Source organism: Paraburkholderia suaedae, assembly GCF_040812055.1.
Lineage (GTDB): Bacteria > Pseudomonadota > Gammaproteobacteria > Burkholderiales > Burkholderiaceae > Paraburkholderia.
Map to the genome: position 1 here is coordinate 113,503 of NZ_JBFOAH010000010.1, position 15,573 is coordinate 129,075.

At 64.0% G+C, this 15,573-nt stretch carries 12 protein-coding genes; 7 read left to right on the forward strand and 5 right to left on the reverse strand.

Annotated features, from left to right (window positions below; translation table 11 throughout):
- The first annotated feature begins 297 nt into the window (after positions 1-297).
- The 6 genes from ABQJ48_RS16120 (at position 298) to ABQJ48_RS16145 (ending at position 7,524) form a co-directional block, all read left to right on the forward strand.
- Positions 298-1,908, forward strand: a complete 1,611-nt coding sequence (locus ABQJ48_RS16120; protein ID WP_367839004.1) for an FMN-binding glutamate synthase family protein — start codon at positions 298-300, stop codon at positions 1,906-1,908.
- A 199-nt stretch (positions 1,909-2,107) separates the two neighbouring features.
- Positions 2,108-3,115, forward strand: a complete 1,008-nt coding sequence (gene glyQ / locus ABQJ48_RS16125; RefSeq protein WP_367839093.1) for a glycine--tRNA ligase subunit alpha — start codon at positions 2,108-2,110, stop codon at positions 3,113-3,115.
- A gap of 15 nt (positions 3,116-3,130) precedes the next feature.
- Positions 3,131-5,230: a glycine--tRNA ligase subunit beta gene (gene glyS, locus ABQJ48_RS16130; protein WP_367839005.1), complete on the forward strand. Its 2,100-nt coding sequence runs from the start codon at positions 3,131-3,133 to the stop codon at positions 5,228-5,230.
- Between the two features lie 10 nt (positions 5,231-5,240).
- Positions 5,241-5,792 carry a D-glycero-beta-D-manno-heptose 1,7-bisphosphate 7-phosphatase gene (gene gmhB, locus ABQJ48_RS16135; RefSeq protein ID WP_367839006.1) on the forward strand — a complete coding sequence of 184 codons (552 nt, stop codon included), beginning with the start codon at positions 5,241-5,243 and terminating at the stop codon, positions 5,790-5,792.
- 40 nt (positions 5,793-5,832) lie between these two features.
- Entirely contained in the window at positions 5,833-6,591 is a 759-nt protein-coding gene (locus ABQJ48_RS16140; protein WP_367839007.1) for a lysophospholipid acyltransferase family protein, read from the forward strand.
- Between the two features lie 42 nt (positions 6,592-6,633).
- Entirely contained in the window at positions 6,634-7,524 is an 891-nt protein-coding gene (locus ABQJ48_RS16145) for a M48 family metallopeptidase (RefSeq protein WP_367839008.1), read from the forward strand.
- Between the two features lie 121 nt (positions 7,525-7,645).
- Here ABQJ48_RS16145 and gloA read toward each other — a convergent pair whose 3' ends face one another.
- Positions 7,646-8,032, reverse strand: a complete 387-nt coding sequence (gloA, locus tag ABQJ48_RS16150) for a lactoylglutathione lyase (protein ID WP_367839009.1) — start codon at positions 8,030-8,032, stop codon at positions 7,646-7,648.
- Positions 8,033-8,597: 565 nt separating this feature from the next.
- Here gloA and ABQJ48_RS16155 point away from each other — a divergent pair.
- A complete protein-coding gene (locus tag ABQJ48_RS16155; protein ID WP_367839010.1) occupies positions 8,598-9,533 on the forward strand; it encodes a DMT family transporter in 936 nt (311 codons plus the stop codon).
- Positions 9,534-9,625: 92 nt separating this feature from the next.
- Here ABQJ48_RS16155 and rsmA read toward each other — a convergent pair whose 3' ends face one another.
- The 4 genes from rsmA to ABQJ48_RS16175 all read right to left on the reverse strand — a co-directional run bounded on the left by rsmA (position 9,626) and on the right by ABQJ48_RS16175 (position 15,439).
- On the reverse strand, positions 9,626-10,456 hold the full coding sequence (rsmA, locus tag ABQJ48_RS16160) for a 16S rRNA (adenine(1518)-N(6)/adenine(1519)-N(6))-dimethyltransferase RsmA (RefSeq protein ID WP_367839011.1): 831 nt from the start codon (positions 10,454-10,456) through the stop codon (positions 9,626-9,628).
- Positions 10,457-10,601: 145 nt separating this feature from the next.
- Entirely contained in the window at positions 10,602-11,612 is a 1,011-nt protein-coding gene (gene pdxA, locus ABQJ48_RS16165; protein ID WP_367839012.1) for a 4-hydroxythreonine-4-phosphate dehydrogenase PdxA, read from the reverse strand.
- Between the two features lie 5 nt (positions 11,613-11,617).
- Positions 11,618-12,982: a peptidylprolyl isomerase gene (locus ABQJ48_RS16170; protein ID WP_367839013.1), complete on the reverse strand. Its 1,365-nt coding sequence runs from the start codon at positions 12,980-12,982 to the stop codon at positions 11,618-11,620.
- Between the two features lie 87 nt (positions 12,983-13,069).
- A complete protein-coding gene (locus ABQJ48_RS16175) occupies positions 13,070-15,439 on the reverse strand; it encodes an LPS-assembly protein LptD (RefSeq protein WP_367839014.1) in 2,370 nt (789 codons plus the stop codon).
- Positions 15,440-15,573: the final 134 nt, after the last annotated feature.

Genomic DNA, 15,573 nt, shown 5'->3' on the forward strand with positions numbered 1-15,573 from the left:
CCACCGGCGCGGGCGAGCGGTGCAGACAGGCCCACTCGCCCTCGTCGCGCCCGCTTCATCTTGGCCCTTGCGTCAGGCGCGTCGTCTTCATGCGCCTCCTCGCATCGCCCCGACACTTTGCGGCGGTCACGGAAAGCACCCACGCGCCGGCGCGCACACACCACGCAAGCCTCACGCTGTTCAGCATTGCTGTTCACCGCAACGAGCAGTTTTCCCTCGCAGCCGATTCCGTCAGCGCCGAGCGGCCAGCGGCGCCAACGATCCCGCCGCGACGACCTTCACTGCACTGGAGTTTCCATGTTTTCTCGCCGTTATCTCGCCATCTGGTGCGCAGTCGCGCTGCTCGCCATTTGCGCCGCGCTCGCCGTCACTCATCGCCTTGCCTGGTTCTGGCTCATCGTGCCGCTCGCGCTGGTCGCGCTCGGCCTGTTCGATCTGACGCAGCAGCGCCACGCGATTCTGCGCAACTATCCGCTGTGGGGGCACTTGCGCTTCCTGTTCGAATTCATTCGCCCGGAAATCCGTCAGTACTTCGTTGAGAACGATACCGACGAGAAACCGTTCTCGCGCGCGCAGCGCAGCATCGTTTATCAGCGCGCGAAGAACGACGTCGACAGCCGTCCCTATGGGACCGAACTCGATGTCAAAGCGACCGCGCACGAGTGGATCAGCCACTCGCTCGCGCCGACCACGCTCGAGCACCACGACTTTCGCATCGTCGTCGGAGCAGAGCGCGCGCAACCTTATTCGATGTCGATCTTCAACGTCTCGGCAATGAGCTTCGGCTCGCTGTCGGCCAACGCGATCATGGCGCTGAACCTGGGCGCGAAGAAAGGCAACTTCGCGCACGACACCGGCGAAGGTTCGATGTCGAAGTATCACCGCGAACATGGCGGCGACATCATCTGGGAAATCGCGTCGGGCTACTTCGGGTGCCGCAACGACGACGGCAGCTTCAGCGCGGAGAAATTCGCGAAGCAAGCCGCCGAGCCGCAAGTGAAGATGATCGAGGTGAAGCTCTCGCAAGGCGCGAAGCCGGGCCACGGCGGCGTGCTGCCGGCCGCCAAGATCACGCCGGAGATCGCGGAAACGCGTGGCGTGCCGATGGGCCGCGACTGCATCTCGCCCGCCACTCACTCCGAGTTCTCGACGCCGCGCGGTCTGCTCGAGTTCGTCGAGCGTCTGCGCACGCTGTCGGGCGGCAAGCCGACCGGCTTCAAGCTGTGCATCGGGCATCCGTGGGAATTCTTCGGCATTGCGAAGGCGATGCTGGAGACCGGGATTCTGCCGGACTTCATCGTCGTGGACGGTGCCGAAGGCGGCACCGGCGCCGCGCCGCTGGAATTCACCGATCACGTCGGCGTGCCGTTGCAGGAAGGCCTGCTGCTGGTGCATAACACGCTGGTCGGCATCGGCTTGCGGCAACGCATTCGCATCGGCGCGAGCGGCAAGATGATCACCGCGTTCGACATCACGAAGACGCTCGCGATCGGCGCGGACTGGGTCAACGCCGCGCGCGGCTTCATGTTCGCGGTGGGCTGCATCCAGGCGCAAACCTGCCACACCGGCCGCTGCCCGACTGGCGTCGCGACGCAGGACCCCGTGCGTCAGCGCGCGCTGGTGGTGCCGGACAAGGCCGACCGCGTGTTCAACTTCCACCACAATACGCTGCATGCGCTGAAGGAAATCATTCAGGCGGCCGGGCTCAAGCATCCGGCGGAGCTGCGCGCGCATCACATCGTCAGGCGCGTGTCGTCGCACGAAGTGCAACTGATGTCGGAGCTGCTGAAGTATCTCCAGCCGAACGATCTGGTGAACGGCAATTATCGCTACTCGCTATTCGAAAAGTACTGGCCGCTTGCGCAAAGCGATTCGTTTTCGCCGAAGCTGGAGCTGGCGGCGACCTGACCGTCAGCCGCCCGCGCAACGACATGGGGCCGCTCATCGCGGATCGGTGTCGTTCGAAACCGCACCGACGCGCGCGCGACCCGGCAAAACGGACACCCCACTGCCTTTCCGTTAAAATCCCCGGTTTAGCACTTCGCTCCACGGCCATCGTGCGCGCTTCGGCGCTGCGCGGCACGGCACCATGCCCGAAAGGCACTTCATGCTCACGTTTCAGCAAATCATCCTGACTCTACAGTCCTATTGGGACAAGCAGGGTTGCGCATTGCTCCAGCCGATCGACATGGAAGTCGGCGCGGGCACCTCGCACGTTCACACCTTTCTGCGCGCCGTCGGCCCCGAGCCATGGCGTGCCGCCTACGTGCAACCGTCGCGCCGTCCGAAAGACGGCCGCTACGGCGAGAACCCGAATCGTCTGCAGCATTACTACCAGTACCAGGTCGTGCTCAAGCCCGCGCCGGAAAACATCCTCGACCTGTATCTCGGTTCGCTGGAAGCCCTCGGCTTCGACCTGAAGCAAAACGACGTGCGCTTTGTCGAAGACGACTGGGAGAACCCCACGCTCGGCGCCTGGGGCCTGGGTTGGGAAGTGTGGCTAAACGGCATGGAAGTGACCCAGTTCACGTACTTCCAGCAGGTCGGCGGGCTCGACTGCAAGCCGGTGCTCGGCGAAATCACCTATGGGCTCGAACGTCTCGCGATGTATCTGCAAAAGGTCGAAAACGTCTACGACCTGATATGGACCGAATGGGAAGAGCAAGGCCCGAACGGGCCAGAAATCCGTCGCCTCACCTATGGCGACGTGTACCACCAGAACGAAGTCGAACAGTCCACCTATAACTTCGAGCACGCGAACGTCGATCTGCTGTTCACGTTCTTCAACAGCTACGAAGCGGAAGCCAGGCGCATGATAGAAGCACAGATCGCGCTACCCGCTTATGAGCTGGTGCTCAAGGCCGGCCACACGTTCAACCTGCTCGATGCGCGCGGCGCCATTTCCGTCACGGAGCGCGCGGCATACATCGGCCGCATTCGGGCGCTGTCGCGCCTCGTCGCGCAGGCTTACTACGATTCGCGCGAAAAGCTCGGCTTCCCGATGCTCGGCAATCCGGTGCACGGCGTGCCCGGCCTCACCACCGACGCGCAAGATGCCGCAATGCCCGCGTGGGCGCCGCCGCTGAAGGTCGAACGCCACATCGACCAGGACTGACGAGAACATCAACCCATGACTCAACCCCATCAAGCTACGCTACTCGTCGAACTGCTCACCGAAGAACTGCCGCCGAAGGCGCTCGCGCGTCTGGGCGACGCGTTCGCTGAAGGCATTGCGCAGCGCCTCGCGGCGCGCGATCTGATCGAAGGCGAACTGTCGTTCGAACGCTACGCCACGCCGCGCCGCCTCGCGGTCACCATCAACAACGTGCGCGCGGTCGCGCCGGAAAGACATGTGCGCGAAAAGGTGCTGCCGGTTTCCGTCGCGCTCGACAAAGACGGCCTGCCCACCGCACCGCTCGCGAAGAAACTCGCCGCGCTCGGCTTCCCCGATTTTTCGGTGAACGATCTGGAGCGCGCGCCGGACGGCAAGACCGAGGCGTTCTTTCTGCGCTATGCCGCGCCCGGCGCCACGCTGGCCGAGGGTCTGCAAAGCGCGCTCGACGAAACGCTCGCCAGGCTGCCCATCCCGAAGGTCATGACCTATCAGCGTCCGGACGGCACCAATGTACAGTTCGTGCGTCCGGCGCATCGTCTGACCGTGCTGCACAACGACCAGATCGTGCCGGTCAGCGCGCTCGGCATCGATGCCGACGACACCACGCTCGGCCACCGCTTCCTGTGCGAAGGTTTCCTGCAGATCCAGCACGCTCACGCCTACGCCGAAACACTGAGGCACAAGGGCCGCGTAGTCGCGAATTTCGCCGACCGCAAGGAAGCGATCCGCACGCATCTGCTCGCGCAAGCCGACGGCGACCAGGTGGTGATGCCGGAAGCGCTGCTGGACGAAGTGACGTCGCTGGTCGAATGGCCGGTGGTGTATGCGTGCCGTTTCGAGGACGAGTTCCTGCAAGTGCCGCAGGAATGCCTGATTCTCACGATGCAGACCAACCAGAAATACTTCGCGCTGACCGATGCAAACGGCAAGCTGCGCTCGCGCTTCCTGATCGTGTCGAACATCGAGACCGCCACGCCGGGCGATATCATCGAGGGCAACGAGCGCGTGGTGCGCCCGCGGCTGGCCGATGCGAAGTTCTTCTTCGAGCAGGACAAGAAGAAGCCGCTCGCGGATCGCGTGCCGTTGCTCGCGAACGTCGTCTATCACAACAAGCTCGGCTCGGCGCTGCAACGCGTGGAGCGCGTCGAAGGGCTGGCCGGAGCGATCGCCGCAATGATCGGCGCCGACGTTGCGCTTGCGAGGCGCGCCGCGCGTCTGGCCAAAGCCGATCTGATCACCGACATGGTCGGCGAATTCCCCGAGCTGCAAGGCACGATGGGCACATACTACGCGCGCCACGACGGCGAGCCGGAAGAAGTCGCGCTCGCGTGCTCGGAACACTATCAGCCGCGCTTTTCGGGCGACGCGTTGCCCGCCACCGCCACCGGCACCGTCGTCGCACTGGCCGACAAGCTGGAAACGCTGGTCGGTATCTGGGGCATCGGCCTGCAACCCACCGGCGAAAAAGACCCGTTCGCGCTGCGCCGTCATGCGCTAGGCGTGCTGCGCATTCTGGTCGAGAAGCAGTTGCCGGTCGACCTCGTCGAACTGCTGCGCACCGCGTACGCGCAATTCGCCGCGGTGCCGAACGTCGCCGAATCGACGCAAGCCATCTATGAATTCTGCATGGACCGCCTGCGCGGACTGCTGCGCGAACGCGGCTACGCAGTGGGCGAAATCGACGCGGTGCTCGCGCTGAACCCCACGCGTCTGGACGACATCGTCGCGCGCCTCGATGCGGTGCGCGAGTTCGCGACGCTGGCCGAAGCAGCATCGCTTGCCGCGGCCAACAAACGCATCTCGAACATCCTGAAGAAGTCGGACGTCGCGGCGAGCGGCGGCGCGCAGCCCGCGCTGCTGGTCGAGACGGCGGAAAAAGCCCTGCACGCGCAGCTCGAACAGGTCGCGCCACGCGTGCAGTCGCAACTGGCCGCGCGCGACTACACGGGCGCGCTCACCGCGCTTGCCGCGTTGCGCGAGCCGGTCGACACGTTCTTCAACGACGTGATGGTGAACGCCGAAGATCCAGCGTTGCGCGCCAATCGTTTGGCCTTGCTCGGCGCACTGCATCAGCAGATGAACTGCGTCGCCGACATTTCCCGACTTGCCGCCTGAGCGCCGCGCCATGCAGAACAGGAAAGTAGTGATCCTCGACCGCGACGGCGTGATCAACGTCGACTCAGAGGCGTTCATCAAGTCGCCGGACGAATGGGTCGCACTGCCGGGGTCGCTCGAAGCGATCGCGCGTCTTAACCAGGCCGGCTATCGCGTGGCGATTGCCACTAACCAGTCGGGCATCGGCCGGGGTCTGTTCGACATGAATGCGCTCAATGCGATGCATGTGAAGATGCATCGGATGGCGGCGGCGGTCGGCGGACGTATCGATGCCGTGTTCTTCTGTCCACACACGGCGCAAGACCACTGCGAATGCCGCAAGCCGAAACCCGGCATGCTGAAGATGATCGCCGAGCGCTTCGAGGTCGATCCGGCGCACACGCCGGTGGTCGGCGACGCGATGCGCGATCTCGAGGCCGGCGCGGCGCTCGGCCACCCGCTTCATCTGGTGCTGACCGGCAAGGGCCGCAAGACGCTTGCGGCCGGCGGCTTGCCCGAAGGCACGATGGTGCACGACGACCTGCGCGCGTTCGCGCTCGACTTCCTCGACGCCAAAGAGTGACGCGCGCCACGCGTGTCCCCCACCCTCACAGACCACGCCGATGCGCTTCATTCGTTCTTTGCTGCTGTTGATCTACTTCGTGCTGTTCACGGTGCCGTATGCGATCGCGTGCTTCATCGCGTTCCCGTTCATGCGCGCCGATCAGCGCTACTGGATGGCGGCCGGCTGGTGCCGCGCAACGCTCGCGACCGTTCGCTGGCTCAACGGCATCCGCTATCGGATCGAAGGTTACGAGAACTTGCCGGACGCTCCGGCAGTGCTGCTCTCGAAGCATCAATCGGCGTGGGAAACACTGGCGTTTCCCGCGCTGATGCCGCGGCCGCTGTGCTACGTGTTCAAGCGCGAACTGCTCTATGTACCGTTCTTCGGCTGGGCGCTGGGCATGCTGAAGATGGTTCACATCAATCGCAAGGAAGGCAAGTACGCATTCGCATCGGTCATCCGGCAAGGCAAGGCGCGCATGGCGGAAGGCGCGTGGGTCATTATGTTTCCCGAAGGCACCCGCACGCCCACCGGCAAGCAAGGCAAGTACAAGACCGGCGGCGCGCGCTTCGCGATCGCTTGTGGCGCGCCCGTCGTGCCGATCGCGCACAACGCGGGACGCGTGTGGCCTCGCAACTCGTTTTTGAAATATGCGGGTATAGTCACAGTGTCGATAGGCAAGCCGATCGACACCACGGGGCTCACGCCCGACGAAGTCAACACGCGCGTCGAACAGTGGATCGAAACTGAAATGCGTCGCATCGATCCCACCGCGTACCGCGCGGCGGACGACCCCTCCGCCGCCGCACCAATCTGACGCGCTCACGCCCTCGCAGGCGTATTGCGCGAAGCGAATCCGATGCAGAAGTCTCCTACGCCGCAGCCCGCTGCGGCGCTCGATAACCGGCAACTCGATCTCCCGCTCTTCGCAGAGCCGGGGTCCACGTCGTCGTCCCCAACACCGTCCGCACCATCGCCCGGCTCGCCGGTCGCGCAACAGCCGGCCGTGCCGCTCGCGCCGGACGGCAGCAAGCTGCGCAGCCTGGCCATCGGCTCGCGCACGCTGCATTACGCGCTCAAGCGTTCAGCGCGCCGCTCGATCGGCTTTGCAATCGACAGCACGGGTCTCACGATCACCGCGCCGCGCTGGGTCACGCTCGCCGACATCGAAACCGCTATCACCGAAAAACAGCGCTGGATTTTCGCGAAGCTGATCGAATGGCAAACGCGAGTCGAACAGCGCGCCTTGCCGAAGGTCGACTGGAAAGACGGCGCCCAGGTGCCGTATCTCGGCCAACCGGTGCGGGTGAAGCTCGGTTCGCCGCAAGGCACGTTGGCTTTCAGCGCAGCCGACGCGGCGCTGCAAGTGCCGTTGCCCTTACAGGCCGATCCGCAGCAAATCAAGGATCGCGTGCAAGGGTGGCTGCAAGGCGAAGCAAAGCGTCTGTTCGGCGAGCGCCTCGCGATTTACGCGGAGAAGCTCGGCGTCAACTACCGCGCGTATGCGCTCTCGTCGGCGGCCACGCGCTGGGGCAGTTGTTCGAGCGATGGCAAGATTCGCCTGAACTGGCGGCTGATTCATTTTCCGCTGTCCATCATCGACTACGTCGTTGCGCACGAACTCGCCCATCTGCGTGAAATGAATCACAGCCCGCGCTTCTGGCAAACGGTCGAATCCATCTTTCCCGAATTCCGCGAAGCGCGGCAAACGCTCAAGTCGCATCCGCCGGAATTGCTGCCGACGCTTTGAGTGTCTGTGTGTCCTGGCCTTCGAGCCGGCGCGTCATCGCGACGACTTACGTCGACTGCCGGGGTTACTGCGGCGAAGGCGCTATCGTCGTTCGTTGCCGAAACTTGCGCCGCCGTCTACCTCATTTTTTCTTCTGGATGAACTCGATCTTATAGCCGTCCGGGTCGGTGACGAACGCAATGACGGTGGTGCCGTGTTTCATCGGGCCGGCTTCGCGTACGACCGTACCGCCTTGGGCCTTGATCTTGTCACAAGCGGCATACGCATCCTCGACTTCGACCGCGAGGTGGCCGAAGCCGGTGCCGAGATCGTACGAAGGCGTGTCCCAGTTGTGCGTGAGTTCGATGACGGTGCCGTCGCGTTCGTCCGTATAGCCGACGAAGGCCAGCGTGAATTTACCGTCCGGATAATCGTCGCGGCGCAGCAGTTTCATGCCGAGCATTTCGGTGTAAAAGGCGATTGAACGGTCCAGATCGCCGACCCGGAGCATGGTGTGAAGCAGGCGCATGGTGCACTCCCTGTTAGATGATGACGAGACCGTCACTGTAACCGGAATCACGCGTTGCTGCAGCGGGCGGCTCGTGTAGCTGCGTGACTTGCCTGATCCTGCACCCGGTTACTCGTTCCGCTGCCGCGCGTCATCGTCGCTTCCGACTGCAAGCTTAAACCGTAGGAATCCATAATGATTTCCCTTAGCCGCTCTGGCGCTATCGCGACGGCGCTGTCCAGTGCCCGAGCAGCCGAGCTTCCGACGGCTCCGCTTTCCGGGATTCGGGTCGTCGACGCGCAGTGCTGTACGTGTCGCACTCGTATGAACGTGGCGATGAAACGCTGGTACTCCAACCCCGGTGCAAAATCGCCCCGCCCGCGGACAAGCCTTAAGGCTCTTGCCAACGTCGCGGGACATTTGCGACCCGTAAGAAGCACGCATAGCAAGTAGGGGCTTCGGTTGTCGCGGAGGCTGTGTTTGCTATCGTATGCGCTGTCGCGGCGGCCGCTCGCCGTTAAAGCTTCGCTCTCGATGCACAAAGCACACCGTCGCCGCCTCGTCCATATCACAGCCCTCCATGCCCATGAGCATCACCGCCCTGCCTGCACGCCGCGCCCCGGATAGCTTCGCAATCCTGTTGATGATCGGCCTGTGCGCAATCTGGGGACTGCAGCAAGTCGCGATCAAGAGCACCAACTCGGCGCTGCCGCCCGTATTCCAGGCCGGCCTGCGTTCGACGATCGCGGCGGTGCTGGTGTGGGTTTGGGCACGGGCGCGCGGCACGCCGCTTTTTCGCGACGACGGCACGCTTGGCGCGGGCCTGCTCGCGGGCATGCTGTTCGCCGCGGAGTTCGTCTGTATCTTTCTCGGCCTGACGCTGACCAGCGCGTCGCGCATGGCGGTGTTTCTGTACACGGCGCCGTGCTTCACAGCGCTGGGGCTGCACTGGTTCGTCGACGGTGAACGGCTGCGGCGCATCCAGTGGCTAGGCATCTTCGTCGCGTTCGCGGGAATCTCGCTGGCATTTGCGGACGGCTTCCTGCATGGGCCCGCAGCGCGCGCCTCGGCGCTCAAGGGCGTGGCCGGCGACACACTCGGCGTGCTCGCCGGCATCGCGTGGGCCGCAACGACCGTGGTGGTGCGCGCAACCCGTCTCGCGCAATCGAGCGCCAGTAAGACGCTGTTTTATCAGCTGACGGTGTCGGCAGTGGTGTTGCTCGCGCTGGCGCTCGGGCTCGGCGAGGTTCGTGTCGACACGCTCACACCGCTCGCCCTCGTCAGCCTCGGTTATCAGGCGGTGGTCGTCGCATTCGTCAGTTATCTGGTGTGGTTCTGGTTGCTGACGCGTTATATCGCGTCGCGCCTGTCGGTGTTCTCTTTTCTCACGCCTCTGTTCGGCGTGACCTTCGGCGTGCTGCTGCTCGGCGAGTCATTCAGTGTGCGCTTTTTGTTGGCCGCTATGCTGGTGCTGACCGGCATTGCGCTCGTCAATGCACCGGCGAAGCGGCTCGCGCCTTAAGTGACTCGCACGTCGCGCCCGCTTCGACGCGTGTCGCGCGGTGGCGATCTATATTCGAGCGCAATGGGCGCCGCATGGCCGGCACGGGTGACTTACCTACTGCCGGCCAAGGTCTGCGCGACGCGCACGTATTCGGCAACCGGCACGTCTTCGGCGCGGCGTTGCAGATCGAAGCCGAGCGCGTCGAAATCAACGGAATCGCGGAACGCGGCCAGCGTGTTGCGCAACATCTTGCGACGCTGCGAGAACGCCGCCGTCACCACTTCACCGAGTATCCGTTCGTCGACGGACGGCAGTTCATGCTGCTCGTACGGGATCATGCGCACGATCGCCGAATCGACCTTGGGCGGCGGCTGGAACGCCTCGGGCGGCACGTCGAGCTGCTTGTCGATCACATAGCGATACTGCAGCATCACCGACAGTCGGCCGAACGCCTTGGTGCCTGGCTCCGCCACCATCCGCTCGACCACTTCGTTTTGCAGCATGAAGTGTTGATCGATCACGCGAGTCGCGAACGACGTCAGATGAAACAGCAGCGGGCTCGAAATGTTGTACGGCAGATTGCCGACAATACGCAGCGACGCCTTCTCCCCAGGCGCGGCCAGCGAGCCGAAGTCGAACGCGAGCGCGTCGCCCGCGTGCAGTTCGAGCAGATCGCCGAATTTCGTCTTCAGGCGGCCGATCAAATCGCGATCCAACTCCACGGCGTGCAGCGGCGCTTCGGGCGTCGCCAGCCGCTCGATCAGCGGTTCGGTGAGCGCGCCCAGTCCCGGTCCGATTTCGACCATGCGCTCGCCGCGCTGCGGCCGGATCACGTCGACGATCGAATCGATCACGCCCATGTCGACCAGAAAGTTTTGACCGAAACGCTTGCGCGCGAGATGACCTTGGTGCCGGCCCTGCTGCTGTCTGCTGGTGGACATCGAAGAAACGCTAAGAAAGAGAACTGCTTGGGAAAAGGAATCGGTGCAACGCGCATGTGAACCGCTTGCGGGCTGCTGATGCCGCGCATTGCTCTTGCGCGCGACCCACGTGCCCGCTCCTGCCGGAAGCGTCGGCGGCGCTGACTCAGCCCGCGCGGCGGTGCTGCGCCATCGACACCGCCGTGTCGATGGCGGCAATCAGGCTGCCTGCATCGGCGCGGCCGGTGCCGGCCAGATCGAGCGCGGTGCCGTGATCGACCGAGGTGCGGATGATCGGCAAGCCGAGCGTCACATTGATGCCTTCACCGAACGTCGCGTATTTCAACACCGGCAGGCCCTGGTCATGGAACATCGCCAGCACGCAGTCGGCCTGCTCCAGATAGCGCGGCTGAAACAGCGTGTCGGCCGGATACGGACCGCGCGCGTCGATGCCCTGGCCGTTCACGAGATTGAGCGCCGGCGTGATGATGTCGATTTCCTCGCGGCCCAGATAGCCGTTTTCGCCCGCGTGCGGGTTCAGCCCAGTCACGAGGATGCGCGGCGCCGGCAAGCCGAAATGATGGCGCAGATCCTGGTCGATGATGCGCAGCGTCTCGACCAGACTCTCGATGGACAGCGCGGCGGATACATCCTTGAGCGGCAGATGCGTGGTCGCAAGCGCAACGCGCAGCGGACGTTTGCCGGTGCCGGCCAGCATCATCACCACCCGCGGCGTATGGGTGCGCTCGGCCAGGTATTCGGTGTGGCCGGTGAATGGCACCCCGGCGTCGTTGATGGTGCTTTTCTGCAGCGGCGCGGTGACGATCGCATCGAACGTGCCGGCCATTGCGCCGTCGATCGCGCTATCGAGCAGATCGAGCACGTAGCGCCCGTTGGCCGCGTCGAGCTTGCCCGCGACCGACGGCGCGCCGAGCGCCGTATGCTGCATGCGCACGCGTTGGCCGTGCCCGAGCAGCGCAGCCCAGTCGACACCCACGGCGCGCGCGCGTTCGGCGAGCAGAGCCGCGTCGCCAAGCACCGTAAACTCTGCGGCGGGCCAATGCGCGCTCGCGCCGGCCAATGCCTGCGCCGTCAGTTCGGGGCCGACGCCGGCCGGTTCGCCGGTCGTGATCGCGATCTGCAACGGCAGGCTAGTGGACCGGGCGGCGCTCGTCATGATGGTTATTGCAGGCTCGACAGGGTGGGTTTCACTTCCACGTACGCGGTGTCGCGCAGTTCGCGCAGCCAGTCGGCGTAAGCCTGTTCCGCCTTGCGCTGACCGATTGCCTGACGCGCCAGATCCATCTGCTGCGACGCCGAGCCTTCCGCCTCGCGGCGCCCCAGCACCTGGATCAGATGGTAGCCATACTCACTGCGCACGGGGTCGCTGATCTGCCCATCCTGAAGCGAGTTCATCGCACGCTCGAATTCCGGCACCGTCTCGCCCGGACTGACCCAGCCGAGGTCGCCGCCTTGCGTGGACGAACCGTCTTGCGAGTAAGAGCGTGCGAACTTCGCGAAGTCGCCGCCCGCGGCGACCTGGCTCTTGATGTCGAGCAGCTTCTGGCGCGCCTGCGGCTCCGACATGCCGTCGCCGACGCGCAGCAGGATGTGGCGCACGTGCGTTTGCACGAGCTTTGGCGCATCCGAACTGGTGCCTTGACCGGTGCGGCGGTCGACCAGCCGCACGATCTCGAAACCGTCGTTGGTGCGGATCAGATCCGGGTTCACTTCGCCCGGACGCAGCGCGGAAGCGGCCTTGACGAATTCCGGCGGCAGCCTGGAAGGCGCGAGGAAACCCAGATCGCCGCCGTTCTTCGCGGCGTCCGGCGCCTGCGAACTGGACTTCGCGAGCTTTTCGAAATTGGCGCCGCCTTTGGCTTCGGCCAGCAGCGCCTGGGCTTTCTGCTGCGCTGCCTCGATGTCGGTCTCCGACGCGTTCAGCGGTGCCTTCACGAAAATGTGCTGAAAGTGCAGGTCGCTCGTCTGGCCGGCGTTGGGACCGCGCTGACTGGCGATGTAGTTCGCGACTTCGGCGTCCGTCACCGTGATCTTGCTGTCCACTTCCTTCTCGCGCAGACGCGAGAGCGTCAGTTCGGTCCGCGCGTCGCTGGTGAAGGTGGTCCAGGGCACGCCTTGCGCCTCGATGCGCGCGCGGTACATTTCGAGAGACATGTTGTTCGCCTGCGCGAGCCGCTCGAGCGTTTTTTGCACGGCGGCGTCGTCGATATTGATACCGTCTTCTTTTGCCTTTTGCAGCTGGATGCGCTCGAGCACCATCTGGTTGAGCACCTGCTGGCGCAACTGGTCCATTGGGGGGACCGGCGCGTTCTGCTGGTTCAGCCGCCGCGTGATCAGGCTGATGCGCTCGTCGAGCTCGCGCCGCGTGATCACACCGTTGTTGACCACTGCGGCAATGGTGTCGACCGTCTGGCCGCTATTGCCGCCCAGCCCCTGCGCCCGTGCCGGCGCAACCGACAGGAAAGACGCCGCGGCGATGAGACCGGCCGCAAGCGTTGCCAAGCGAAGCTTTTTCATGATTGCCACAGATACTCCAATGATGTCGGGCACGCCTGGCCCGTCTTTTCGCATGCTATAGATGACCGCGAATGACCGCGGACGACCGCGCGAACGTCATTCGTAATTGGTGAAACGCGACTCCGGCGGCGGCGGCGGCGGCAACGGCGTATAGCCCGCCACGCTGCTGCGGAACGCGGTCATCAGCCCGTTGTCGACGCTGGACAAACCCTTGAACGTCAACTGCGCGAGAAACCGCGTGCTCGACTGATTTTGCCCCGACGTGTTCAAACCGTTCGCATAGCGCTGGATGCCGGCGCCGAGCGTCCAGCAGTCGGCGTCGTATTGCAAGCCGATCAGACCGTCGACCATCCGATGGCCGCCCAAGTCGTAGTTGAACCGGGCGACGCCGTACATCCGGTGCGTCAACGGCCATTGGCCCGAAATCAGCATCTGGTTGATCGGCTGGTTGTCGAGCGTGGTGTTGGCGCGCGTGTAGCGATATCCGACGTTGATCACCTTGCCGCTCTCCGGACTGAACCCGAAGCCGACGCTCGTCTTCACCAGCTGGTTATTGTCCGCATTATATTGGAACGCCGTTTCCGACGCGAAACCGGCGCCGAGCTTGAGCGACGCCCCCGCGATCAGGTCCGAGTGCGTGGCCTGGGTGCTGGTCTGGTTCGGCTCCAGGGTCACACGCTGATCCTGGAAATAATACTGCTGCGCGATCACGAAGCGCGCGCGTTCGTCGCCCGTGGCCGGGTTGACGAAGCGCGTGGTGACCGCCGCGGTCAGACGGTTGGCGTCGGCGATCCGGTCGTTACCGACAAAGGTGTTCGGCGTGAAAATTTCCGCCAGGCCGAAGTCGGACTCGGCAGTGTCGAACAGCGGCGCGTTATTTTGATTGCGATACGGCGTGTACACATAGTACAGCCGCGGCTCCAGCGTCTGGATGTAATCCTCGCCGAACACGCGCACCGAACGCTCGAAAATGAGCCCCGTGTCGAAACTCAGTGTGGGAATCGATTCGGTGAAGTTCTTCGGCGTGCCGGCCGCCACGTCGGCGGCGCTGAGGTTGTTCAGGTTGTACGAAGCGAAGTGCCACTGCACCTTCGGCGTGACGAAATAACCCGGCCCGACCAACGAATACGATAGATACGGGTTGAACAACACCCGCTGGCCCTGGGTCATGTCCTGCGTGGTGATGCGGAAATTCGTGTAATCGGCCTCGGTGCCGAAGTCGAAACCGCCGACGTTGTACTTCGCGTACCTCACGTTCAACTGTGGCTCGCGGCCATACGGCGCGACCGACGGCTGCAGCGTCTGCCAGTGCTGTTCACGCGCGAGCACGGACCACGGTCCGTTGTTGTAGGTCAACCCGGCTTCCTGCTGATACAGGAGCTGGGTGCCGTTCATGAACTGATTGGTCGACGACGACAGGTCTTCCGGATAGGTGTTGTCGGAGACCCTGTTGTAGTAGATGTAGCCGCCGAACCCGTTGCCGAAGTTCTGGTTGTGCTGGAGGTACAGCGCGTAGCGGTTCGTCTTGGTCAGGCGGTCGTCGGGCAGGAACTCGCCGGTGATCGAGCCGGAATACGTGGGCGACAGATAGCGGAACGTGCTTTGCAACTGTACACCGCGCTTCGAGATCAGACGCGGCGTGACGGTCAGATCGCGGTTCGGCGCGATATTGAAGTAATACGGCACCGACAGTTCGAGGCCGTTGGTCGAACTCAGCGAGAACGTGGGCGGCAATAGCCCGCTGCGCCGATCGCCCGACAGCGGAAACGACAGCCACGGCGACGCGAACACCGGCACGCCCTGGAAGAACAGCACGCTGTTGTGCGCGACGCCTTCGTCCGCACCGGTGTCGAAGTCGAACTCGCTGCCCTTGATGTACCACGCCGGGTTGTCCGCGCACGCGCACGCGGTGTAAGTGCCGTTCGTGAATACCGAGCGCTCGGAGTCGAGCAGGTCGACGCGCTCCGCGCTGCCCGAGCCGCCCGTCAGGTTGAAATGGTATTTCGGCGAGGTCATGAAGCCCTCCGTCGAATCCACGCGCAGATGCGCTTCGGGACCGATGAAGGTATTGCCGCTGTTGATCACGTGCACCTGGCCGTATGCGTCGGCCATGTCCGTGTCCTGATCGTAGTGAAGCGCGTCGGCCTTGATCACGGCGGTATTGCGGCGCACCTCGGCCGACCCCTTCGCCGCGAGATCCTGGTCGATGGTGCCGCTCGCGCTGTCGCCTAGCACGAACGTGGCCGGCCTCTGGCCGGTCTGCAGCGGATGTTCTTCGAGTTGCGGGGCGAGCCGCATGCCCCACGGCGCATCGATAGGTTGCGGCTGCGCGGCTTCCCCCACCAACTGGGCGTGCGCAAGCGCGGGCATCAGGCCCGGAGCGGCGATCAACGCCGCTACGAGCCGCCTTTTGCGCGGCATTACGGCACAAGAGAGAGTCGTTTGGGAAAGCTGTCTAGGCGGCATGTATCGTTTGGCGAATCGGCCCGTCCGTCAGCTTTTGCAGTCACGATCCACCGCCTGCACATCGCGACCGTGACAGTCGGCTGTACATCAATATTTACAAATTGCCGAACGATGAGGCGGGCGGTGAAGGGCAA